This window comes from Streptomyces sp. TRM68416, assembly GCF_014596915.1.
Classification (GTDB): Bacteria; Actinomycetota; Actinomycetes; order Streptomycetales; family Streptomycetaceae; genus Streptomyces.
The window spans coordinates 118,212-142,030 of record NZ_JACVWU010000020.1; the positions used below are offsets into that span (position 1 = coordinate 118,212).

Sequence of the window (23,819 nt, forward strand, 5' to 3'; positions counted from 1 at the left end):
TGAGCGGCGCCTCACCGGGTCGCATGTTCATCACCCCCCTGAGCCGGTTACGTTCGGAGGCATGGAGAACGTACTCCGCCCGCTGATCGTCATCGGCGGCTCGGTTCTGCTCACCCTCGTCATCGGGTGGGCCACCGACCGCCTGCTGCGCAAGGCCGACTCGCGGCACTCCGAGACGCCCCTGTGGGGCCTGCTGCGCCGGGGCCGCGTCCCCTACCAGCTCGTGCTGTGCGCGGCCCTGCTCAGAGGGTCGTACGACTCGGCGAAGGTGCTGGAGGAGCACCAGGTGGGGATCGGCCGGTTCCTCACGCTGGTGCTGATCGGCTCGGCGGCCTGGCTGGTGATCCGGATCGCGGCGGCGGTCGTGGAGACCACGTACACCCGCTACGCCCGCGCGAGCCGCGACCCCGCCCGGGTCAGGCGCGTACGCACCCAAGTGACGCTCATCACACGCGTGGTGGCGGCGGTCGTCGGCGTGGTGGCCGCGGCCGCGATGCTGCTGACGTTCCCGGCGATGCGCGCGGCCGGCGCCTCACTGCTGGCCTCGGCGGGCATCCTCGGCATCGTCGCCGGTGTCGCCGCCCAGTCCACGCTCAGCAACATGTTCGCCGGGCTCCAGATCGCCTTCGGCGACATGGTCCGCATAGGGGACACGGTCGTGGTGGACGGCGAGTGGGGCACGGTCGAGGAGATCACGCTGACCTTCCTGACCGTCCGCACCTGGGACGAGCGCCGGTTCACGATGCCCGTGTCGTACTTCACGGCACAGCCCTTCCAGAACTGGTCGCGCGGCGGCGCCCAGCTGACCGGCACCGTCTACCTCCACGTCGACCACTCGGCCCCGATGGAGAAGATGCGCGAGAAGCTCCGCGACATCCTGCGCGAGTGCCCGGCCTGGGACGGCCGCGACTACAGCCTGGTCGTCACGGACTCGACCCCGAGCACCATGGAGGTACGGGCCCTGATGACGGCCAAGGACGCGGACGACGCCTGGACGCTGCGGGTCACCGTCCGCGAACAGCTGATCGGCTGGCTGGCCAAGGAGCACCCGTACGCGCTGCCGCGCGTCAACGCCGCGGACGCGGTCCTGCCGCCGGGCTTCCCGGTCCAGGACCGCCTCCTCGCCCGCCGTGCCCACCAGCACCAGCCGAACCACCGCGCGGACGGCGGCTGACCGGCCTCAGCGACCGCGCTCCGCGCCTCCGTTGACCTGGATGACCTGCGAGGTGACGTGACCGGCGCCCGGGGACGCCAGCCAGCGCAGCGTCTCGGCGATGTCCCCGGGCGTACCGGCGCGGCCGTTGAGGGCCTGCGCCAGGAGCCCCGCGCGCCGCTCCTCGGTCATCGCGTCCCCGAAGAACTCGGTGTCCTCGACGTACCCGGGCGCGACCACGTTCACGGTGATGCCCCGCGGCCCCAATTCGCGGGCCAGATCATGGGCGTACGGATGCAGCGCGGCCTTGGCCGCCGCGTACGCCCCGCTCCCGGACCCGCGGAAGGCGGCGATGGAGCTGAGGAACAGCACCCGCCCGCCGGGTTCGGCGAGCCGGTCCTTCAGCGCCTCGGTGAGCAGGGCGGCCGTCAGCGTGTTCAGCCGGAAGTTGACGGTCCAGTGGTGGGCGACGGCGTCGAGGGGGTCGGTGCCGTCGACGCCGGGTTCCAGGGAGCCGTTGCCTCCGGCGCTGTGCACCAGCACGTCCACGGCGCCCAGTTCACGCCCGACGAAGTCGGCGACCCGGCGCACCTCCCGCGGATCGCTCAGGTCGGCGGCACACGTGAGCGCCCCCGGCACCCCGGCCTTCTCCAGCACCTCCGCGCGCCGCCCGAGCAACAGCACCCGGTCTCCGTCGCGCGCGAAGGCATGCGCCGCGGCAAGCCCGATTCCGGTTCCGCCACCACTGATCACTACGTTGCGAGCCATGATCCACACCCTACGGAGGACAGCGCGCCGGCGGAACCGGGTCAGCGGAGACTGCGCACGTCGAGATGGCGCAGCACCCGGTCCACCACCTCCGGGTCGGCCCCCGGCTCACTGCGCGCCGCCAGCACCTCGTGCCGCGCGGCGCTCAGCATCTCGGCCTGGATGTGCCGCACCCGTTTCCATCTGCGCTGCATCTCCCGGCGTTCGTCGTCACCCATCTCGGGCGAGATCCGCACCCCGATGTCGAAGGCCCGCCGCAGCATCTGCTCGGACAGTTCGTCCGGCAGCTCCTCCACGGCCTCGATCTCCCTGAGCCGGCGCTTGGCCGCCTTGGCCGCGCGCACCGCGAGCGCCTTCTCGAAGGCCTTCTCCCGCTCGGTGTCCGCCCGCACCCCGAGCCGCCGCACCAGCCACGGCAGGGTCAGCCCCTGGAGCACCAGCGTGGCCATGATCACCCCGAACGCGACGAACACGATCTCGTCCCGGTCGGGGAACGCGGACCCGTCGTCCACCTCCAGCGGAATCGCCAGGGCCAGCGCCACCGAGGCGACCCCGCGCATCCCCGACCACCACATCACCACGGTCTCCCGCCAGCTCGTCGGGATGTCCTCGTCGTGGTCGCGCCGGGAGTGCAGGCGTTTGGTCAGCCAGGTCGCCGGCAGCAGCCAGGCCAGCCGTACGAGGACCACGACGGCCACGACCGCCGCGGTCCACCCGAGCAGCTCGCCCCACCGCCCGGACGCCGTCCGCACGGCGTTGTGCAGTTCGAGCCCGATCAGCCCGAAGGCCACCCCGGTGACGAGCGTGTCGACGACGTCCCAGAACGTGTGCCCGGCGAGCCGGGTCATCACGTCGTCGGCGTCGGTGGCGTACTCGGCGAGGAACAGCGCGGCGGTGAGCACGGCCAGCACCCCGGAGCCGTGCAGCTCCTCGGCGAGCACATAGGCGGCGTACGGCACCAGCAGCGTCAGGCCGATCTGGAGCGTGGGGTCCCCGAGCAGCCCCATGAGCCGGTTGGCGCCCCAGCCCAGGGCGAGTCCGACGGCCACCGCCACGACCGCGGAGAGCACCAGGTCGAACCCGGCCCGCCAGGGCGAGAAGGTGCCGGTCACGACCGCCGCGATCGCCACGTGGTAGAGCACGATCGCGGTGACGTCGTTGAAGAGCCCCTCCCCCTCCAGGATGGACACCAGTCGGCGGGGCAGCCCCAACTGGCCGGCGACGGCGGTGGCGGCGACCGGGTCGGGCGGCGCGACCAGCGCGCCGAGCGCGACGGCGGCGGCCAGGGACAGCCCGGGAATCACCGCGTTGGCGACGACGGCGACACACAAGGTCGTCACGAACACCAGCGCCACGGCCAGCAGCAGGATCGGCCGCACTCCCCCACTGCCCTATGGCGTGGGGGGACCCCCAGCCGCGAACTGCCGCCAGGAGGTGCGCCGTACGGCGGCGTAGAGCAGCGGCGGCAACAGCAGCGGCAGGATCAGCTCGGGCGGGATGTCGACGTACGGCACGAAATCGAGCAGCGCGAGCACGATCCCGAGGAGCGTCATCAGCACGGGCGCCGGCAGTCCGAGCCGGTTCCCGACGGGGACGCTCACCACGGCCCCGAGCAACAGCACGAACAGCAGGGCCAACTGATCCACGGTCAGCGCTCCGGTGTCTGGACGATCAAGAAGCCCCCGACGCCCAGAGTGCCACGCGGCTCCCTAGAGAACGCGCCGCATCGCCCGGTGCGCGATCCCCGCGTCCGGGAACTCCGGGCCGTAGGCCTCGTAGCCCAGCCGCTCGTAGAACCCCAGCGCATGCGTCTGCGCGTGCAGGTCCACCGCCTTCAGCCCCCGCGCGCGTGCCGCGTCCTCGACCGCACGCACCAGCGCGATGCCGACCCCGAGCCCGCGGGACGCCTTCGTCACGGCGAGCCGCCCGAGCGAACCGACGCCCGGGTCGTCCACTCCCTTCGCCGCGGCCGCCTCGCCGTACAGCAGCCGCCCGGCGCCGAGCGGCACCCCGTCCTCCCGGACGGCCAGCACATGCACGGCCACGGCGTCGTAGGCGTCGTACTCCAGGTCCTCGGGCACGCCCTGCTCGCCGACGAAGACCTCCCGGCGCACCGCGAAGCAGGCCTCACGGTCGGCGGCCTCCTCGGCGACCCGCACGACGTACGACGGGACACTCATCCGTAGGTCTCCTCGCGCACCCGGTCCAGGGCGTTCTGCAGGTCCTCGGGGTAGTCGCAGGCGAACTCCACCCACTGGCCGTCGCCGGGGTGCTCGAAACCGAGCCGGACCGCGTGCAGCCACTGGCGGGTCAGCTTCAGCCGCTTGGCGAGGGTCGGGTCGGCGCCGTACGTCAGGTCGCCCACGCACGGGTGCCGGTGGGCGGCCATGTGGACGCGGATCTGGTGGGTGCGGCCGGTCTCCAGCTTCACGTCCAGCAGGGAGGCCGCACGGAACGCCTCGATGAGGTCGTAGTGGGTGACGGACGGCTTGCCGTCGGCCGTGACCGCCCACTTGTAGTCGTGGTTCGGGTGGCGGCCGATGGGCGCGTCGATGGTGCCGCTGGTCGGGTCGGGGTGGCCCTGGACGAGCGTGTGGTAGCGCTTGTCGACCGTGCGCTCCTTGAACTGGCGCTTGAGCGACGTGTACGCGTACTCGGACTTCGCCACGACCATCAGGCCCGAGGTGCCCACGTCGAGGCGGTGCACGATGCCCTGGCGCTCGGCGGCGCCGGAGGTGGAGATCCGGTACCCGGCGGCGGCGAGCCCGCCGATGACGGTGGGCCCGGTCCAGCCCGGCGACGGGTGGGCGGCGACCCCGACCGGCTTGACGATCACGACCACGTCATCGTCGTCGTGCACGATCTCCATGCCCTCGACCGGCTCGGCGACCACCTGCACCGGCGCGGGCGCCTGCGGCATCTCGACCTCCAGCCAGGCACCGCCGTGCACGCGCTCGGACTTGCCGACCACCGTGCCGTCGACCAGCACCTTGCCCGCCGCGGCGAGCTCCGCGGCCTTGGTACGGGAGAAGCCGAACATGCGGGAGATGGCGGCGTCGACGCGCTCGCCCTCCAGACCGTCCGGCACGGGCAGGGTACGGATCTCGGGAATCGTGCTCACCCGTCGAGTATGCCGGACGGGTGAGACAGTCCCGCACGCGCGCCCCGAGGGGCTCAGTCCTTGTGGACGGTGCCGTCCGGGTCGAGCCCCTTGAACGACAGCAGCACGATCAGGATGCCGCCGCACACGATCGCCGAGTCCGCGAGGTTGAAGACGGCGAAGTGCTTGGGCGCGATGAAGTCGACGACCGCGCCCTCGAAGACGCCCGGCGAACGGAAGATCCGGTCGGTGAGGTTGCCGAGCGCACCGCCGAGCAGCAGGCCGAGCGCGATCGCCCAGGGCAGGCTGTAGAGCTTGCGGGCGAGCCGGACGATCACCACGATCACGGCCGCCGCGATCACCGTGAAGATCACGGTGAAGGCCTCGCCGAAGCCGAAGGCCGCGCCGGCGTTCCGGATCGCCTCGAACCTCAGCCACTCCCCGATGATCTCGATGGGCTCGTGGTGCTCCAGCTTGGCCACCACGATCATCTTGCTGATCAGGTCGAGGGCGTACGCGAAGGCGGCGACCGCGAACAGGACGGCGATCCGTCGCTTGCCCCTGGGGCGCGCCTCGGAGCCATCCTGCCCCTCCGGGCCGGATGACTGCTCCGGCTCGGCCTCAGCCCCCTCTGGGGTGTCCGGCGTACCGATGATGCGCTCCGCCTCTGCCACGTGAGTCCCTCAACCCTAGGTACCTGACTGAGGACGAGGGTACGGCACGCCCGACACCACCCTCAGTACCGGCGTTCCTGCTTCTGCTTGCACTCCACGCACAGCGTCGCGCGCGGGAATGCCTGCATACGGGCCTTGCCGATGGGGTTCCCGCAGTTCTCGCACAGACCGTAGGTGCCCGCGTCGAGCCGTTCCAGGGCCCGCTCGGTCTGGGTGAGCATCTCGCGCGCGTTGGCGGCGAGCGCCATCTCGTGCTCACGCGTGATGTTCTTGGTGCCGGTGTCCGCCTGGTCGTCCCCCGCGCCGTCCCCGGAGTCCCGCATCAGGCCGGCCAGCGATTCCTCGGAGGAGGTGATCTCCGTCCGCAGCCGCAGCGCCTCGGCCTGCAGCTCCGCCCGCGCCTCCTCGACCTCCTCCGGGGTCCACGGATCCTCACCGGGACGCACCGCGAGCTCGCCGGGCTCCACCGCGGCGACACGCGCCTTGGGAACGGCGGCCTTGTCCGCCGTGGCCGTGCCAGGAGTCTTCTTCGCAACCACCGTCGTGGCTCCCGTCTGCTCCGCGGCCTGGGCCGCACCCGCCTTCTTGGCCGTGCTCTTCTTGGCCGTGCTCTGCTTGGTCGTGTTCTGCTTGGCCGTGCTCTTCGCGGCGGCGGCCTTCGGAGCCGCCTCGGTCCCGGCCTTCTCGGTGGCCGCCTTCGCCGCTACGGCCTTCTTCGCGCCGGTCCTCTTGGCGGCCGTCTTCTTGAGCGCCGCCTTGTCGGCGACCGCCTCCTCGACCGCCACCGTCTCGGCGCCCGTCTTCTTGGCGGCCGACTTGGCGGCCGTCTTCTTGACCGCTGCCTTCTTGACCGCCGCCTTCTTGACGGCCGTCTTCCTGGCCGCCGCCTTCTTCACCGCGGCCGCCGGTCTCGCGACCTCCGCCTCGGCGTCCGTCTTCGACGGAACCGCCCCCGAAGCCGTCGCCTGCCGGACGGCGGTCTTCTTGGCCGCGCTCTCCTTGGCGGCCGTCTTCTTGGCGGCCGACTTCTTGGCGGCCGTCTTCTTGGCGGCCGTCTTGGTGGACGTCTTGGCGGCTGTCTTTGTGGCCGTCGACTTCGTGGCCGCGGTCTTGCCGGCCGTCTTCCCAGCGCTCTCCCCCCGCGCCGTCTTCACCGGTCTCACCGCCTCGGCGGCCCGCTTCGCGGACCCGCCGTGCGTGCTCTTCTTGCCCGTCACGTCCTTGGCCGCACCGCCGGAGGCACTCGTGGACCTGCCGGACGCCGACTGCTGTACGGCGGTCTTCTTCGCCACCATGGCCGCGGCCCCTTCACATATTGTGATCTTGCACGCGAATCGTGCTGGGACGATAAATCGACTTGAGTCCCGCGGCAATGGGGCACACCGCCCGATTCGCCCGCCCCGCGGATGCCGCGCGGCAGATCTGCAAGCGTTGTGCCCAGCTCCCCGCCGGGTAATCCGCCCAGTCGACCGTCCCGGAATCCGAACACCCGTACCGCTCCATTCGGGTCACCGCAGACCGTGTACCCCCCGCGCCCCATGGCCCGGCCCCAGGCGCCGGAAAAGCGGTCGGCCGCTGTCCCCGCGGCGCCGTACACTGGGCGAAGCGAAAGGCATGGATGGGGACGAGTAGCGCCGTACGCAGCCCAGAGCGACCCGGGGACGGTGGAAGCCCGGGGGCGAGCGCGACGTGAACATCACCCCGGAGCCGCCGGAAGAACGCCCCGCAGGGGTCAGTAGAACCGGCTCGCGACCCCAATGAGGGGGCTTACCGGCGTGTGCGGCACACCGGGGAGCCAAGGAGGGTGGTACCGCGGGAGCGCGCCGAAGGCGGCGCAGGAAATGACGTAGCTCTCGTCCCTCCGGACGGAAGGCAGCAAGTCCGCCGGAGGAAGCTCGCTGATGACAACGCCGACGTACCGCCAAGTGCCCGCACAGGTCGACCTGCCCGCCCTCGAGCACGCCGTGCTCGACTTCTGGCGCGAGCAGAAGATCTTCGCCAAGAGCCTGGAGCAGTCCGAGGGCCGCCCCGAGTGGGTGTTCTACGAGGGCCCGCCCACCGCCAACGGCATGCCGGGCGCCCACCACATCGAGGCCCGCGTCTTCAAGGACGTCTTCCCGCGCTTCCGCACCATGCGCGGCTACCACGTGGCCCGCAAGGCCGGCTGGGACTGCCACGGCCTCCCGGTGGAGCTGGCGGTCGAGAAGGAGCTCGGCTTCTCCGGCAAGCAGGACATCGAGAAGTACGGCATCGCCGAGTTCAACGCCAAGTGCCGCGAGTCCGTGACCCGGCACACCGACGCCTTCGCCGCGCTGACGACCCGCATGGGCTACTGGGTCGACCTGGACGACGCGTACCGGACGATGGACCCGGAGTACGTCGAGTCGGTCTGGTGGTCGCTGAAGGAGATCTTCAACAAGGGCCTGCTGGTCCAGGACCACCGCGTCGCCCCCTGGTGCCCGCGCTGCGGCACCGGCCTGTCCGACCACGAGCTGGCGCAGGGCTACGAGACGGTCGTCGACCCCTCGGTCTATGTCCGTTTCCCGCTCACCTCCGGTCCGCTCGCCGGCGAGGCCGCGCTCCTCGTCTGGACGACGACCCCCTGGACACTGGTCTCCAACACCGCGGTCGCCGCGCACCCCGACGTCACCTACGTCGTCGCGACGGACGGTGAGGAGAAGCTCGTCGTCGCCGAGCCGCTGCTCGCCAAGGCGCTCGGCGAGGGCTGGGAGAGCACCGGCCAGTCCTTCACGGGCGCCGAGATGGAGCGCTGGACCTATCAACGACCGTTCGAGCTCGTGGAGTTCCCGGCCGAGGCGCACTTCGTCGTCAACGCCGAGTACGTCACGACCGAGGACGGTACGGGTCTGGTCCACCAGTCCCCCGCTTTCGGTGAGGACGACCTCAAGGTCTGCCGCGGCTACGGCCTGCCGGTGGTGAACCCGGTCCGCCCGGACGGCACCTTCGAGGAGGACGTCCCCCTGGTCGGCGGCGTCTTCTTCAAGAAGGCGGACGAACGGCTCACCGAGGACCTCCAGCAGCGCGGTCTGCTCTTCCGGCACATCCCGTACGAGCACAGCTACCCGCACTGCTGGCGCTGCCACACCGCGCTCCTCTACTACGCGCAGCCGTCCTGGTACATCCGCACCACCGCGGTCAAGGACCGTCTCCTCCAGGAGAACGAGAACACCAACTGGTTCCCGGACACGGTCAAGCACGGCCGCTTCGGCGACTGGCTGCAGAACAACATCGACTGGGCCCTGTCCCGCAACCGCTACTGGGGCACCCCGCTGCCGGTCTGGCGCTGCGAGGACGACCACCTCACCTGCGTCGGCTCCCGCGCGGAGCTCAGCGAGCTGACCGGCGCGGACCACTCCGGGCTCGACCCGCACCGCCCGTTCATCGACGCGGTCACCTTCGCCTGCCGCCACGACGGCTGCGGAAAGACGGCCACGCGCGTGCCGGAGGTCATCGACGCCTGGTACGACTCGGGTTCGATGCCGTTCGCGCAGTGGGGCTACCCGTACAAGAACAAGGAGCTGTTCGAGAGCCGGTACCCCGCGCAGTTCATCAGCGAGGCCATCGACCAGACCCGTGGCTGGTTCTACACGCTGATGGCGGTCGGCACGCTGGTCTTCGACAAGTCGTCGTACGAGAACGTCGTCTGCCTCGGCCACATCCTCGCCGAGGACGGCCGCAAGATGTCCAAGCACCTGGGCAACACGCTGGACCCGATCCCGCTGATGGACCGGCACGGCGCGGACGCGGTGCGCTGGTTCATGGCGGCCGGCGGCTCCCCGTGGGCGGCGCGCCGCGTGGGCCACGGCACGATCCAGGAGGTCGTCCGCAAGACGCTCCTCACGTACTGGAACACGGTCGCCTTCCAGGCCCTGTACGCCCGTACGTCGAACTGGGCGCCGTCCGCCGCGGACCCGGCCCCGGCCGACCGCCCGCTGCTGGACCGCTGGCTGCTGTCCGAACTGCACGCGCTGACCGACCAGGTGACGCAGGCGCTGGAGGCCTACGACACCCAGCGCGCCGGAAAACTGCTCTCGGCGTTCGTCGACGACCTGTCCAACTGGTACGTCCGGCGCTCCCGTCGCCGCTTCTGGCAGGGCGACAAGGCGGCGCTGCGCACCCTGCACGAGGTCGTCGAGACGGTCACGCAGCTGATGGCTCCGCTGACCCCGTTCATCACCGAGCGGGTCTGGCAGGACCTGGTGGTGCCGGTCACCCCCGGCGCCCCGGAGTCCGTCCATCTGTCGCCGTGGCCCGAGGCGGACCTGTCGGCGATCGACCCGGAGCTGTCGAAGCAGATGCTCCTGGTCCGCCGGCTGGTCGAGCTGGGCCGTGCCACGCGCGCGGAGTCGGGCGTCAAGACCCGCCAGCCGCTGAAGCGCGCGCTGGTCGCGGCGGCCGGTTTCGAGGCCCTCTCCCCCGAGCTGCACACGCAGATCACGGAGGAGCTGAACGTCGAGTCGCTGGCCTCGCTGTCGGAGGTGGGCGGTTCGCTGGTCGACACGACGGCGAAGGCCAACTTCCGCGCGCTGGGCAAGCGCTTCGGCAAGCGGGTGCAGGACGTGGCGAAGGCCGTGGCCGCCGCCGACGCGGCCGCCCTGTCGCTGGCCCTGCGCGAGGGAACGGCCTCGGTCGAGGTCGACGGCGAGACCGTCACCCTGGCCCCCGACGAGGTCATCATCACCGAGACCCCGCGCGAGGGCTGGTCGGTGGCGTCCGACTCCGGCTCGACGGTCGCCCTGGACCTGGAGATCACGGAGGAGCTGCGCCGGGCCGGCCTGGCCCGTGACGCCATCCGCCTGATCCAGGAGGCCCGCAAGAACAGCGGCCTGGACGTGGCCGACCGGATCGCGCTGCGGTGGGTCTCGACCGACCCGGCGACGGTCGCCGCCCTGACCGAGCACACCGGCCTCATCGCCGACGAGGTCCTGGCCACGGACTTCGCCCAGGGCGAGGCGGACGACACGTACGGCTCCGCCTTCACCGACGAGGGCCTTGCGCTGACGTTCCGCCTGCGCAAGGCGTAAGCCACACGCAACAGAAGGCCCGGCCCCAGAAAAGAAGGGGGACCGGGCCTTCTCCGCAGCCTGCGGCCCGGTGGGGGCTGATCGCGCAGTTCCCCGCGCCCCTTCGGGACGCTCCCCCACCCCGCCACCCATCCTGCGGGCAGTCGTGCCACCCGAGGCGGCACCCACCCACCCCACTCACCCCGCTCAGCCTGCGGGCACGCGCGCCACCCGAGGCAGCACCCACCCACCCCACCCACCCCACTCACCCCACTCACCCCGCTCAGCCTGCGGGCATGCGCGCCACCCGAGGCGGCGCCCCCCCACCCCACTCACCCTGCAGGCACGCGCGCCACCCGAGGCGACGCCCACCCACTCCGCTCAGCCTGCGGGCATGCGTGCCGCCTGGGGCGGCACGGGTGGGCGCAGGCGGCACCCCGACAGCGCCGGGCCGCGCGACCCACCCCCGCGCCGGCCCCACCCCGCCCACCAGTACAAGCACCGGCCGCCTCCACCCCCGTAGCAACGCGCGTAAAAAGGGCGAGGCCCCGGGAAAATCCCGGGGCCTCGCCCTGAACGCTGCCGACGCCTACGGCGTACTACTGGCCGTGCCGGCCGTCAGTTGTCGTCCTCGTCGATGAGGAACCCACGCATCGGCGAGGGAGCCTGCCCCATCGGAGAGGGCCCCTGCGGACGGACCGGAGCCATCGGCTGGGTCATCGCCGGCGACATCTGCTGCTGACCGCCGTAGGAGGGGGCGGACGGCGCCGGAGCCCCACCCATGCCCTGATTGCCCCCGTAGGACGGCGCACTCGCACCGGCCGGAGCCATCGACGGCGCCGGGGACGGCGGCAGCGAGGCCGTGGCCGGGGTGCGCGGCGGAGCCAGCGAGTCGTCGGCCTGGGTCTCCAGCTGACGCAGCTGCGACTCCAGGTAGGACTTCAGACGCGTACGGTACTCGCGCTCGAAGCCGCGCAGGTCCTCGACCTTGCGCTCCAGCGTCGCGCGAGCGGACTCCAGCGAGCCCATCGCGACACGGTGCTTCTCCTGCGCGTCCCGCTCCAGCGCGTCGGCCTTCGCCCGGGCGTCGCGCTCAAGACCCTCGGCACGCGAACGCGCCTCGCCGACAATCTTGTTGGCCTCGGAACGGGCCTCGGCGATCGCCTGGTCGGCGGTCTGCTGGGCCAGCGAGAGGACACGGGCGGCGCTGTCGCCACCGGGGCCCTGACCGGGGCCGCCCATCGGACCGCCCATGGGGCCGCCCATCGGACCGCCCATCTGCTGCTGCATGGGGGGCTGACCCATCGGGCCGGGACCCTGGCCCATCGGACCGGGACCCTGCGGGCCACCCTGACCGCCGGGACCGGCGGGCAGCTGCGGGGCACCGCTCGGCAGCTGGGGCGGGCCACCCATGGGGCCGCCCATCTGCTGCTGCGGCGGGCCCGATATGCCGGCCGGCACCGGGGCGCCCGGACCGCGCATGCCCTGCTGCGGCATGCCCTGCTGCTGCGGCGGCATGCCCTGCTGCTGTTGCTGGTCCTGCGGCTGTTCCGGAGGCTTGCGCATGTTCTGCTGGTTCTGGGCAGCAGCGCGCGTGGCCGCGGCCAGTTTGGCGCGCAGGTCCTCGTTCTCGCGGAGCAGGCGGGTCAGTTCGGCTTCGACCTCGTCGAGGAAGGCATCGACCTCGTCCTCGTCATAGCCTTCTCGGAGGCGGACGGTCGTGAACTGCTTGTTCCGCACGTCCTCGGGGGTCAACGGCATCTCTTCACCTCAACGTAGTCGTCGGCATTCGGCAAGACGGTAGTTCACATCGCTCACAGCCGGCTCACGATCGAGATCAGGATGTAGACGATGATCATCAGTACGAAGAAGGACAGGTCGAGCGCCACGCCCCCGAGACGCAGCGGCGGAATGAACCGCCGCAGAAGCTTGAGCGGTGGATCAGTGACAGTGTAGGTGGCCTCCAGAACGACCACCATCGCCTTGCCGGGTTGCCACGAGCGGGCGAACTGGAAGACATAATCCATGACCAACCGGAAGATCAGCACGATGAGGAAGCACATCAGCGCGATGTAGACGACATCCAGGACCACGCTCATGACCCGTGCTTCCCTCTCCCCTGTTTCCGTGCTGCTGTGTGTGCTGCTTTTTGTACTGCTGGTGCTGCTGGTACTGCTGTTTCCGGCTGCGCGTCTCAGCTCTGGTTGAAGAACCCGCCCTCTGCGATGCGGGCCTTGTCCTCCGCCGTGACATCGACGTTAGCAGGCGACAACAGGAACACCTTCTGCGTCACCCGCTCGATGCTGCCGTGAAGACCAAACACCAAACCGGCCGCAAAGTCGACAAGTCGCTTCGCGTCTGTGTCATCCATCTCAGTCAGATTCATGATCACCGGGGTGCCCTCACGGAAGTGTTCCCCGATGGTACGGGCCTCGTTGTAGGTCCGCGGGTGAAGCGTGGTGATCCGGTAAGGCTCTCGTTCCGACACGACCTTGGGCATGATCACCGGTGCGTTCTTCTCCAGGCTCTGACGTTCTTGTGTGATGGATGCCACGGGCGCGATACGCGCCGGACGCCCGGATTCCGCGGCAAGCGAAGCGGAATGCGGCACCGGGTCACGCGACGCCGACGGCTGCACCACTCGTACCGATTCGTCCCTTTGGGACTGATGTGAACCGTGCGACTGGTGCGCCGGCTCGTGCCGCCGGTGGTCCCGCTCGGGCTCGGGGTCGAGTTCGGGTTCGAAGTCGTCGTCGGGGTCGAATCCGCGGCCGTCGTACCCATCGTCCTCCACGAGGCCGAGGTAGACCGCCATCTTGCGCATCGCGCCGGCCATGCTCTGAGTCCTCCGCTCTGTGGTGGATCGGCTGACGACTGCCAATTGCCTGCGATCCACGAGGTCGTTACGCCCGCCGTTCAGCGGTAATGACCATATTTTCTGCTGTGGTCCGACTTCCTGGCGACGTTACCCGAGCCTCGGGCGGACTCCGAGTACCGCGGTGCCGACGCGTACATGTGTCGCTCCGGCCGCCACGGCCTGTTCGAGGTCCGCACTCATTCCTGCCGAGACCATGTTCGCAGCCGGATGGGCTCTGCGCAGGTCGGTCGACAAATCCATCAACCGCTCGAACGCCGCCCGTTGGCGCCCCGCGTACTCGCCGGTGAGCGGGGCGACGGTCATCAGTCCGTCAAGCCGCAACCCCGGGGCGTCGGCGACCAGATCGGCCAACTCCCCGATTCCGCCGGGGGCGACGCCACCGCGCTCCCCCCGCTCGCGCTCCCCGGCGTCGAGCGCGACCTGGATCAGACAGCCCACCTCGCGCCCGGCCCGGACGGCCTCCTTCGAGAGGGCCGTCACCAGCTTGGCACGGTCGACGGACTGCACGAGATCCGCGTAACCGACCACGGATCGCACCTTATTGGTCTGCAACTGGCCTACAAAGTGCCACGCAAGGGGCAGATCCGAGCATTCCGCGGCCTTGGGTGCCGCGTCCTGGTCCTTGTTCTCGGCGACATGCCGCACGCCGAGCTCCGACAGGATGCGCACATCGCTCGCGGGGTACGTCTTGGTGACCACGATCAGGGTCACCTCCTCGCGCTTGCGCCCGGCGGCCGCGCACGCGGCGGCAATGCGCTCCTCCACTTTCGCCAGGTTTCCGGCGAGTTCGTCCTTACGGTCCGTCATGCCCCATCAGTCCAGCCAGACATAGCCCGCGAGCCGTCCCGTGGTCCGGTCGCGGCGGTACGAGAAGTGGTCGCCCGATTCCCGGGTGCACACCGTCGACCGCTGCCGGTCGCGCACCCCGAACCGGTCGAGCTGCGCGTGCACCCCGGCGGTCACGTCGACCGCGGGCGTGCCGCAACTCGTCTCGGCGTACGCCGCCGGCTCGACCGCGGACACCTCGGCGCGCATCGTCTCGGGCACCTCGTAGCACCGGCCGCACACGGCGGGCCCGGTGCGGGCGACGATCCGGGACGGCTCGGCGCCCAGGTCCGTCATCGCGCGCAGTGCCGCGGGGACGACCCCGGCGACCATGCCGGGGCGGCCCGCGTGGACCGCGGCGACGACCCCGGCGACGGGGTCGGCGAGCAGGACGGGGGTGCAGTCCGCGGTGAGGACGGCGAGGGCGAGTCCGCGTTCGGCGGTGACGATCGCGTCGACCCGGGGCACCGGCCGGTCGCCCCAGGGCTCGGAGACCACGGCCACGTCCGCCCCGTGCACCTGGTTCATCCAGACGACCCGGCCCGGGTCGATCCCCAGCGACTTGGCCGCCCGTTCCCGGTTGGCCGTCACGGCGTCGGCGTCGTCCCCGACCGCCCCGCCGAGATTGAGCTCCTCATACGGAGCGGCGCTCACCCCGCCCCACCTGTCGGTGAAGGCGAAGTGCGCGCCACTCGGCGAGGTCACAGCGTCGTGCTGCCCTATCACTTCAGGAAGTCCGGCACGTCCAGCTCCTCGGCCGCGCTGTCCGAGTAGGTCCGCGACGGCGGGACCGGCGGGGCGACCGGGAGGTCGGCGGCCGGCTCGGGGGCGGGCGCCGGGTCCTCCTTCGGCGTGACGCTGCCGAGGGAGCCGAAGGACGGACGGCTCTCCGGCTGCCGTACCGGAGTGGGCTCCTCGCGCTTGGCCGAGGCCGAGCCGAGGATGTTGTCGCGCTTGGCGGGCGGCTGGCCGCCGTCGAAGCCGGCCGCGATCACGGTGACCCGCACCTCGTCGCCGAGGGCGTCGTCGATGACCGCACCGAAGATGATGTTGGCCTCGGGGTGGGCGGCCTCGCTGACCAGCTGGGCGGCCTCGTTGATCTCGAACAGACCGAGGTCCGAGCCGCCGGAGATGGAGAGCAGCACCCCACGGGCGCCGTCGATGGAAGCCTCCAGCAGCGGCGAGGAGATCGCCATCTCGGCCGCGGCCACCGCGCGGTCGTCGCCGCGGGCCGAGCCGATGCCCATCAGGGCCGAACCGGCCTCGGACATGACCGACTTCACGTCGGCGAAGTCCAGGTTGATCAGACCGGGCGTGGTGATGAGGTCGGTGATGCCCTGCACACCGGAGAGCAGGACCTGGTCGGCCGACTTGAAGGCGTCGAGGACCGAGACCTGGCGGTCCGAGATGGACAGCAGCCGGTCGTTCGGGATGACGATGAGGGTGTCGACCTCTTCGCGGAGCTGGGCGATGCCGTCCTCGGCCTGGTTGGCGCGGCGCCGTCCCTCGAAGGTGAACGGGCGGGTGACCACGCCGATGGTGAGGGCGCCCAGATTGCGGGCGATGTTGGCCACCACGGGGGCGCCGCCGGTGCCGGTGCCGCCGCCTTCACCGGCCGTCACGAAGACCATGTCGGCCCCCTTGAGGACCTCCTCGATCTCCTCGCGGTGGTCCTCGGCGGCCTTGCGGCCGACGTCCGGGTTGGCTCCGGCGCCGAGTCCGCGGGTGAGTTCGCGGCCGACGTCGAGCTTGACGTCGGCGTCGCTCATCAACAGAGCTTGCGCGTCGGTGTTGATGGCGATGAACTCGACGCCCTTGAGACCGACCTCGATCATCCGGTTGATGGCATTGACACCACCGCCGCCGACACCGATGACCTTGATGACTGCGAGGTAGTTCTGCGGTGCTGCCACGTCGAAGGCCTCTCGCCTCGAATTACGTTGTCGCCGCTACGCGGTTGCCCGCGTCCCGACGACAGATGCCGAATGGGACGGTCCTGAACGCCGACCCGAACCCTAACGCTGAAGTTTAGGGTTACCAGTGTGTCTGTTCCTTGAAGTCTTCTGAACCTGACACTAAGTCGACAAGTGGCGCGCGTTCAACGAACACGCCGAACCTCCCGTTTTTCTTTTCACCCTATGTGATCAGCCGTGTCACTGCCCAACCAGGGTGCTGGCCTGCGCGGATGTGCGTCAACTCCCCGATGACGCCGGGGCGGTGGGAACGCTGACGTCGAAGTACCGCGCATCCGGCGAGGCTTTCATGAGAGCGGTGAGCGTACGGGCCTTCGCCGCACCCTTCTCGCCACTCCCCCAGACGACGGTCCGGCCGTCGGTCAACTCCAGCGAGATGTCGTCGTAGGAACGGACCTTGACAGTCCGGGTGCGGTCGGCGACGGCGGCCGGAACGGCACCCGCGACCCGCACCGCCTCGCGTACCAGGCGGTCCTCGCCGAAGCGGCGCAGACTCGCGGCGGCGGAGCCGGACCGGGAGGGCGACAATTCCAGCGCGGGAACACCTTTCGGCGCCTCAGAAACCGTGGCGAAACGGACACCTTCCTCGTCCACTTCGACGAACTTTTCGCCCTTTTGCACAATCAGGACCGGGGTTCGCTCGGTCACTTTCAGCCCGATTCCATGGGGCCAGGAACGAACCACGTCGACCGTGTCAATTCGGGGCAGTTTCCCGCGCAGTCGCGACTCGATCCCGTCGGTGTCGACGGAGACGAGCGGCGATCCCACGGGTACCTCGGCGGCCTCGCGCACCTGCGCGGGCGTCAGCACCCGGGTCCCCGATACCGAGACGCGCTCCACGCGCAGCCAGTTCGATCCGTACAGCACCCAGACGCCACCGGCACCGAGCAGGACGAGCGCCACCGCGAGAATGATGATCGTACGAAGCCGGGGCGGGCGCCTCCGTGGAGCGGGGAGCGGGCCGGACGACTCCTGCTGACGTTCACCGCGTTCGGCGGTAGTCGATCCGGCCACGCTTCCAGCCCTCCGTCATACGGTCCTAACGTCGGTGCGAGGCGATCGCCTCGTACACCATGCCGACGAGCAGGTCGTCGGCGTCCCGGCGGCCGAACTCGGCGGCGGCGCGGGACATCTGGTACAGCCGGTGCGGGTCGGCGAGCACGGGCAGGACGTTGTGCTGCACCCACTCCGGGGTGAGTTCCGCGTCGTCGACCAGCAGGCCGCCGCCGGCCTTGACCACCGGCTGGGCGTTCAGCCGCTGTTCGCCGTTGCCGATGGGCAGCGGGACGTAGGCGGCCGGGAGTCCGACGGCGGAGAGTTCGGCGACGGTCATCGCGCCCGCGCGGCAGAGCATCATGTCGGCAGCGGCGTACGCGAGGTCCATCCGGTCCAGGTAACTTACCGGGATGTACGGGGGCATCCCCGGCATCTGGTGCACCTGCGGCAGTTCGTTCTTCGGGCCGACCGCGTGCAGGATCTGGATCCCGGCCTGCTGCAGCCAGGGCGCGACCTGCTGGACGACCTCGTTGAGGCGGCGGGCGCCCTGGGAGCCGCCGGAGACCAGCAGCGTGGGCAGGTTGGGGTCGAGGCCGAACATCGCGCGGGCCTCCGGGCGCACGGCGGCCCGGTCGAGGGTGGCGATGGTGCGGCGCAGCGGGATGCCGATGTAGCGCGCGTCGCGCAGCTTGCTGTCCGGGGTGGAGACGGCGACCCGGGCGGCGTACCGCGAGCCGATCTTGTTGGCGAGACCGGGGCGGGCGTTGGCCTCGTGGATGACGATCGGCACGCCCAGGCGCTTGGCGGCGAGGTAGCCGGGCAGCGCCACATAGCCACCGAAGCCGACGACGGCGTCCGCCTTGGTGCGCTCCAGGATCTGCTCGGCGGCCTTGATCGTGCCGCGCAGCCGGCCCGGCACGGTGATCAGCTCGGGGGTCGGCTTGCGCGGCAGCGGCACGGCCGGGATCAGCGCCAGTTCGTAGCCCCGCTGGGGAACCAGCGTGGTCTCCAGGCCGCGTTCCGTGCCCAGGGCCGTGATCCCCACGGTCGGGTCCTGCCTGCGCAGGGCGTCCGCGAGGGCGAGCGCGGGCTCGATGTGGCCCGCGGTTCCTCCGCCGGCGAGTACGACATGCACCGAAATTCACCGCTCTCCGGACGAGCGCGCCGCCGAGGCACGCCGTCGCATCGTGTTCCATCTCCGGGGCTCCCCGGTCCGAGCAGAGCCCCCAGCCCCCCGTTTTCTACCAAAGCGGGGTTGCCGCATCGAAAGCGCCGCCCGCGCAGCGGGCTCGTCGCGTGCGAAGGCGATCAGCAGCCCGATGGCGAACATGGTCGGCAGCAGCGCGGACCCTCCGTAGGAGAACAGCGGGAGGGGGACGCCGGCGATCGGCAGCAGGCCGAGCACCGCACCCATGTTGATCACCGCCTGAGCGGTGATCCAGGTGGTCACACCTCCCGCGGCGTACCTCACGAAGGGGTCCTCCGTGCGTCCGGCCACGCGGATACCCGCATAGCCTAGAGCCGCGAAGAGGGCGAGCACCGACAGCGTCCCCGCCAGGCCCAGTTCCTCACCGGTGACGGCGAAGATGAAGTCGGTGTGGGGTTCGGGGAGTTGGCCCCATTTTTCCACACTCGCACCGAGCCCGGATCCAAAGATTCCGCCGGACGCGAGCGCGTAGATCCCGTGCACGGCCTGCCAGCAGCTGTCCCCCGGACCGGGCTCGGTGGCGCCGATGCACTGCAGGCGGGCCATCCGGTTCTCGCTGGTCTTGATGAGGATCAGGCCGATCACGGCCGCGACCGCGAGTACCCCGGCGAACAGCCGGGTCGGCGCCCCCGCCAGCCACAGCAGGCCGAACAGGATCGCCGTCAGGATGATCGCCGTACCCATGTCGCCGCCGAGCATGATCAGCCCGAGCAGCATGAAGGCCACCGGCACCAGGGGCACCAGCATGTGCTTCCACTGCGTGAGCAGCTTCTTGTCCTGCTTGCGGGCGAGCAGGTCGGCGCCCCACAGCACCAGCGCGAGCTTGCCGAACTCGCTGGGCTGGAGCTGGAAGGGGCCGCCGACGGAGATCCAGTTCTGGTTGCCGTTGACCGCCACCCCTATCCCCGGCACCTGCACCAGCGCCATCAGGAAGACGGCACCCGCGAGGATCGGGTAGGCGAGCGCGCGGTGCAGCTTCACCGGCATCCGCATGGCCACGCACATCAGACCGGCGCCGATGAGGGCGGCCAGGAACTGCTTGCGGAAGAAGTACGACCCCGGCAGCGACAGCTGGAGCGCCTTGATCTGGGAGGCCGAGTAGACCATCACCAGGCCCAGCACGGTGATCAGCAGGCTGCCGCCGAGGATCAGGTAGTACGCGGTCAGCGGCCGGTCCCAGGCCTTGCGGGCGCGCGTGTACAGCCGCAGCACCGGGTTGTCGCGCGGCGGCCGGGGGGCGGCGGGACGTCTGACGGTCCGCTGCACGGGCGGTCGGCCGGTACGGCTACTGGGCATCAGCGCCTCCGCTACGTCGGTCAGGAGCCGAGTTCGCGAACCGCCTCCGCGAACGCGTCACCGCGCTTGTTGTAGTTGGCGAACATGTCCATCGAGGCGCAGGCCGGGGCCAGCAGCACCGTGTCGCCGGGTCGGGCGAGCCGCTGCGCCTCCTGGACAGCCGCGAGCATCGCCCCAGTGTCGGTCCGGTCGAGGTCGACGACGGGTACTTCCGGGGCGTGTCGCGCCAGGGCGTCGCGGATCAGCGCCCGATCGGCACCGATGAGGACGGCTCCCCGAAGTCGCTTCGCCGACTTGGCGACCAGCTCGTCGAAGGTGGCTCCCTTGGCGAGCCCGCCCGCGATCCACACGATCGACTCGTAGGCCGCCAACGAGGCTTCCGTGGCGTGGGTGTTGGTGGCCTTGGAGTCGTCGACGTAGGCCACCCCGTCCACGTCCGCGACGTGCGCGATGCGGTGGGCGTCCGGGGTGAAGGCCCGCAGACCGTCCCGTACGGCCGTGGCGGGCACGCCGAAGGCGCGGGCGAGGGCCGCTGCCGCAAGGGCGTTGGCGATGTTGTGCGGGGCCGGCGGGTTGACGTCCGCGATCTCGGCGAGCTCCTGGGCGTTCTTGTGCCGGTTCTCGACGAAGGCGCGGTCGACCAGGATGCCCTCCACGACGCCGAGTTGGGACGGCCCGGGCGTGCCGAGGGTGAAGCCGATCGCCCGGCAGCCCTCCTCGACGTCCGCCTCGCGCACCAGTTCCTCGGTGGCCTTGTCGGCCACGTTGTAGACGCAGGCGACGCGATTGCCCTCGTAGATACGGCCCTTGTCGGCGGCGTACGCCTCCATGGAGCCGTGCCAGTCGAGGTGGTCGGGGGCCAGGTTGAGGACGGCGGCGGAGTGGGCGCGCAGGGAGGGCGCCCAGTGGAGCTGGTAGCTGGAGAGTTCGACGGCGAGGACGTCGTACTCCTCGTCCCCGAGGACCGCGTCCAGCAGGGAGACGCCAATGTTGCCGACGGCGGCGGTGCGCAGTCCGGCCGCCTTCAGGATGGACGCCAGCATCTGGACCGTGGTCGTCTTGCCGTTGGTGCCGGTGACGGCGAGCCAGGGGGCGGCCGGCTTTCCCGCAGGGGTTCCGCGCAGGCGCCAGGCGAGTTCGACGTCGCCCCAGATCTCCACACCGGCCGCGCGGGCCGCCTCGAACAGCGGCTTGTCCGGCTTCCAGCCGGGGGCGGTGACGACGAGTTCGGTGCCCTCGGGCAGGGTCGCGCCGTCACCGAGCCGCACGGTGACGCCGAGCGCCTCCAGTTCGGCGGCCTGCTCACGCGCGCGTGCGTCGTCGCCGTCGTTGACGACCGTGACGAGCGCCCCGCGCGCGTGCAGCGCCCTGGCCGCCGGGATCCCGGAGACGCCGAGCCCGGCGACGGTGACGTGCTTGCCCTGGAAGTCGGAGGACACCGAGGAGGTCACTTGTCTGCTGCCCATCCCGCGTAGAAGAGACCCAGGCCGACGATCACACAGATGCCCTGGATGATCCAGAAGCGGACCACCACGAGCACTTCGGACCAGCCCTTGAGTTCGAAGTGGTGCTGGAGCGGCGCCATGCGGAAGACGCGCTTGCCGGTGAGCCGGAAGGAGCCGACCTGGATGACGACGGACATGGTGATGAGGACGAACAGACCGCCCATGATGGCCACCAGCAGCTCCGTGCGGGAGAGGATGGCCAGGCCGGTGAGGACACCGCCGAGCGCGAGCGAACCGGTGTCACCCATGAAGATCTTGGCCGGCGAGGTGTTCCACCACAGGAAGCCGAGGCAGGCGCCCATCAGCGCGGAGGCGACCACGGCCAGGTCCAGCGGGTCGCGCACCTCGTAGCAGGCGCCCGGGTTGGTCAGGGTCTGCGCGTTGGCGCAGGACTCCTGGAACTGCCAGACGCCGATGAACGTGTAGGCGCCGAAGACCAGCACGGAGGCGCCGGTGGCGAGGCCGTCCAGACCGTCGGTGAGGTTCACGCCGTTGGACATGGCGAGGATCATGAACAGCGCCCAGAGCACGAACAGCACCGGGCCGAGCGACCAGCCGAAGTCGGTGATGAACGACAGCTTGGTGGAGGCCGGGGTGTTGTTGCGGCCGTCGGGGAACTGGAGCGCGAGCACCGCGAAGGCGATGCCGACGATCAGCTGGCCGGCCATCTTCGCCTTGGCCCGCAGGCCCAGCGAACGCCGCTTGACGATCTTGATGTAGTCGTCCAGGAAGCCGACCAGGCCCATGCCGACCATCAGGCCCAGCACCAGCAGACCGGAGTAGGTCGGGGTGTAGCCGGTGATCACCTTGGACAGGAAGTAGGCGGCGACCGTCGCCAGGATGAAGGCGATACCGCCCATGGTCGGCGTACCGCGCTTGCTGGCGTGCTCGCGCGGGCCGTCGTCACGGATGTACTGGCCGTAGCCCTTGCGGGCCAGCAGCTTGATCAGCAGCGGGGTGCCGACCAGGGTCAGGAACAGGCCGATGACCCCCGAGAACAGGATCTGCTTCATCATCGGGCGGCGACCTCACCCTCGGCACCGGTCTCCAGCAGCGCCTGGGCAACGCTCTCCAGACCGACCGAACGGGACGCCTTCACGAGTACGACGTCTCCCGGGCGCAACTCGCTGCGCAACAGGTCGACCGCCGCCTGTGCGTCGGACACGTGCACCGACTCCTCACCCCACGAACCCTCGTTATATGCGCCCAGTTGCAGCCAGGACGCTTCCCTGCCCCCGACCGCGACGAGCTTGCCGACATTGAGCCGGACGGCGAGCCGTCCGACCGCGTCGTGCTCGGCGAGCGCCTCGTCCCCGAGCTCGGCCATCTTGCCGAGCACCGCCCACGTACGGCGCCCGTTGCCCATGGCGGCCAGCGCCCGCAGGGCGGCTCGCATGGACTCGGGGTTCGCGTTGTAGGCGTCGTTGACGATCGTCACGCCGTCCGGGCGCTCGGTGACCTCCATCCGCCAGCGGGAGAGGGAGCCCGCCTCGGAGAGCGCGGTGGCGATCTCTTCCGCGGACATGCCCAGCTCATGGGCGACGGCGGCCGCGGCGAGCGCGTTCGACACGTGGTGCTCACCGTACAGGCGCATGGTCACTTCGCTGCACCCGGAGGGTGTGTGAAGCATGAAGGAAGGCTGTCCGCTGTCCGTGAGTCGCACGTTCTCGGCGCGTACGTCCGCTTCGCCGGACTCTCCGAAAAGGAGCACCTTCGCCTTCGTACGGGAGGCCATGGCCCGTACGAGGGAGTCGTCCGCGTTGAGGATCGCGGCGCCGTCCTCCGGCAGGCCCTCCACGAGTTCGCCCTTGGCCTGCGCGATCTGCTCCCGACCGCCGAACTCGCCGATGTGGGCGGTGCCGACGTTGAGCACCAGGCCGATCCGCGGCGGCGTCAGGTCGGCGAGGTAGCGGATGTGGCCGATGCCGCGGGCGCCCATCTCCAGCACGAGGAACTGCGTCTCCTCGGTGGCGGAGAGGGCGGTCAGCGGCAGCCCGATCTCGTTGTTGAGCGAGCCCGGCGTCCACACCGTCGGCGCCTTGCGCTGGAGCACCTGCGCGATCAGGTCCTTGGTGCTGGTCTTGCCCGCGGAGCCGGTGAGCGCCACGAGGGTCGCGCCGAGCCGCGTCACGACGTGCCGGGCGAGGGCGCCGAGCGCGGCCTGGACGTCGTCCACGACGATCGCGGGCACGCCGACCGGACGCGCGGCCAGCACGGCCACCGCGCCGGACTCGACGACCGCGGCCGCGAAGTCGTGGCCGTCGACGCGCTCACCGGCGAAGGCGACGAAGAGGCTGCCGGGGCCCGCCTCGCGGGAGTCCCGGACGACCGGCCCCGTGACCTGCACGGACGGATCCGGTATGTCGTACGTCTGCCCGCCGACGACTTCAGCGATCTCGGCGAGAGAGAGGGCGATCACA

Annotated in this window: 19 protein-coding genes and 1 pseudogene; 2 read left to right on the forward strand and 18 right to left on the reverse strand. The window is 70.6% G+C overall.

The annotated features are described in order from the left end of the window. Window positions 1-61: 61 nt before the first annotated feature. Window positions 62-1,174 (forward strand): mechanosensitive ion channel family protein, encoded by a 1,113-nt coding sequence (locus ICC28_RS28860; protein ID WP_188291672.1) that lies wholly within the window; start codon window positions 62-64, stop codon window positions 1,172-1,174. 6 nt (window positions 1,175-1,180) lie between these two features. On the opposite strand, the gene ICC28_RS28865 is transcribed toward ICC28_RS28860, so the two are convergent. From ICC28_RS28865 to ICC28_RS28890, 6 genes and pseudogenes are all read right to left on the reverse strand, one after another. Next, window positions 1,181-1,921, reverse strand: coding sequence for an SDR family NAD(P)-dependent oxidoreductase (locus ICC28_RS28865; RefSeq protein WP_188291673.1), 741 nt, complete (start codon window positions 1,919-1,921; stop codon window positions 1,181-1,183). 41 nt (window positions 1,922-1,962) lie between these two features. Next, window positions 1,963-3,567 (reverse strand): annotated as a pseudogene (locus ICC28_RS28870) (Na+/H+ antiporter). 63 nt (window positions 3,568-3,630) lie between these two features. After that, complete coding sequence (locus ICC28_RS28875; RefSeq protein ID WP_188291674.1) at window positions 3,631-4,101, reverse strand: GNAT family N-acetyltransferase; 471 nt, start codon at window positions 4,099-4,101, stop codon at window positions 3,631-3,633. Beyond that, window positions 4,098-5,042 carry an RluA family pseudouridine synthase gene (locus ICC28_RS28880; RefSeq protein WP_188291675.1) on the reverse strand — a complete coding sequence of 315 codons (945 nt, stop codon included), beginning with the start codon at window positions 5,040-5,042 and terminating at the stop codon, window positions 4,098-4,100. The genes ICC28_RS28875 and ICC28_RS28880 overlap by 4 nt, the downstream gene beginning before the upstream one ends. Before the next feature lie 53 nt (window positions 5,043-5,095). Then, entirely contained in the window at window positions 5,096-5,695 is a 600-nt protein-coding gene (gene lspA / locus ICC28_RS28885) for a signal peptidase II (RefSeq protein WP_188291676.1), read from the reverse strand. Between the two features lie 62 nt (window positions 5,696-5,757). Further along, window positions 5,758-6,990: a TraR/DksA family transcriptional regulator gene (locus ICC28_RS28890; RefSeq protein ID WP_188291677.1), complete on the reverse strand. Its 1,233-nt coding sequence runs from the start codon at window positions 6,988-6,990 to the stop codon at window positions 5,758-5,760. Window positions 6,991-7,596: 606 nt separating this feature from the next. On the opposite strand from ICC28_RS28890, the gene ileS reads away from it, so the two are divergent. Continuing rightward, on the forward strand, window positions 7,597-10,740 hold the full coding sequence (ileS, locus tag ICC28_RS28895; RefSeq protein WP_188291678.1) for an isoleucine--tRNA ligase: 3,144 nt from the start codon (window positions 7,597-7,599) through the stop codon (window positions 10,738-10,740). A 597-nt stretch (window positions 10,741-11,337) separates the two neighbouring features. On the opposite strand, the gene ICC28_RS28900 is transcribed toward ileS, so the two are convergent. The 12 genes from ICC28_RS28900 to ICC28_RS28955 all read right to left on the reverse strand — a co-directional run bounded on the left by ICC28_RS28900 (window position 11,338) and on the right by ICC28_RS28955 (window position 23,818). Further along, entirely contained in the window at window positions 11,338-12,480 is a 1,143-nt protein-coding gene (locus ICC28_RS28900) for a DivIVA domain-containing protein (RefSeq protein ID WP_188291679.1), read from the reverse strand. 53 nt (window positions 12,481-12,533) lie between these two features. Continuing rightward, complete coding sequence (locus ICC28_RS28905) at window positions 12,534-12,818, reverse strand: YggT family protein (RefSeq protein WP_007448661.1); 285 nt, start codon at window positions 12,816-12,818, stop codon at window positions 12,534-12,536. Between the two features lie 95 nt (window positions 12,819-12,913). Continuing rightward, window positions 12,914-13,555, reverse strand: a complete 642-nt coding sequence (locus ICC28_RS28910) for a cell division protein SepF (RefSeq protein WP_188291680.1) — start codon at window positions 13,553-13,555, stop codon at window positions 12,914-12,916. Between the two features lie 129 nt (window positions 13,556-13,684). Beyond that, the gene (locus ICC28_RS28915; protein ID WP_188291681.1) at window positions 13,685-14,404 is read right to left on the reverse strand and encodes a YggS family pyridoxal phosphate-dependent enzyme; all 720 of its coding nucleotides are present in this window, start codon (window positions 14,402-14,404) and stop codon (window positions 13,685-13,687) included. A gap of 6 nt (window positions 14,405-14,410) precedes the next feature. Beyond that, entirely contained in the window at window positions 14,411-15,148 is a 738-nt protein-coding gene (gene pgeF / locus ICC28_RS28920; RefSeq protein ID WP_188291682.1) for a peptidoglycan editing factor PgeF, read from the reverse strand. Continuing rightward, a complete protein-coding gene (ftsZ, locus tag ICC28_RS28925) occupies window positions 15,145-16,335 on the reverse strand; it encodes a cell division protein FtsZ (RefSeq protein ID WP_188291683.1) in 1,191 nt (396 codons plus the stop codon). Before ftsZ ends, pgeF begins: the two co-directional genes overlap by 4 nt. Window positions 16,336-16,614: 279 nt before the next feature. Further along, entirely contained in the window at window positions 16,615-17,409 is a 795-nt protein-coding gene (gene ftsQ, locus ICC28_RS28930; protein ID WP_188291684.1) for a cell division protein FtsQ, read from the reverse strand. A 25-nt stretch (window positions 17,410-17,434) separates the two neighbouring features. Beyond that, a complete protein-coding gene (murG, locus tag ICC28_RS28935; protein ID WP_188291685.1) occupies window positions 17,435-18,526 on the reverse strand; it encodes an undecaprenyldiphospho-muramoylpentapeptide beta-N-acetylglucosaminyltransferase in 1,092 nt (363 codons plus the stop codon). Window positions 18,527-18,532: 6 nt separating this feature from the next. After that, a complete protein-coding gene (ftsW, locus tag ICC28_RS28940) occupies window positions 18,533-19,894 on the reverse strand; it encodes a putative lipid II flippase FtsW (protein ID WP_188291686.1) in 1,362 nt (453 codons plus the stop codon). A 20-nt stretch (window positions 19,895-19,914) separates the two neighbouring features. Next, window positions 19,915-21,360 carry a UDP-N-acetylmuramoyl-L-alanine--D-glutamate ligase gene (gene murD / locus ICC28_RS28945; RefSeq protein WP_188291687.1) on the reverse strand — a complete coding sequence of 482 codons (1,446 nt, stop codon included), beginning with the start codon at window positions 21,358-21,360 and terminating at the stop codon, window positions 19,915-19,917. Then, window positions 21,342-22,415: a phospho-N-acetylmuramoyl-pentapeptide-transferase gene (gene mraY, locus ICC28_RS28950; RefSeq protein ID WP_188291688.1), complete on the reverse strand. Its 1,074-nt coding sequence runs from the start codon at window positions 22,413-22,415 to the stop codon at window positions 21,342-21,344. The genes murD and mraY overlap by 19 nt, the downstream gene beginning before the upstream one ends. Next, on the reverse strand, window positions 22,412-23,818 hold the full coding sequence (locus tag ICC28_RS28955) for a UDP-N-acetylmuramoyl-tripeptide--D-alanyl-D-alanine ligase (protein WP_188291689.1): 1,407 nt from the start codon (window positions 23,816-23,818) through the stop codon (window positions 22,412-22,414). The genes mraY and ICC28_RS28955 overlap by 4 nt, the downstream gene beginning before the upstream one ends. Window position 23,819 lies beyond the last annotated feature (1 nt).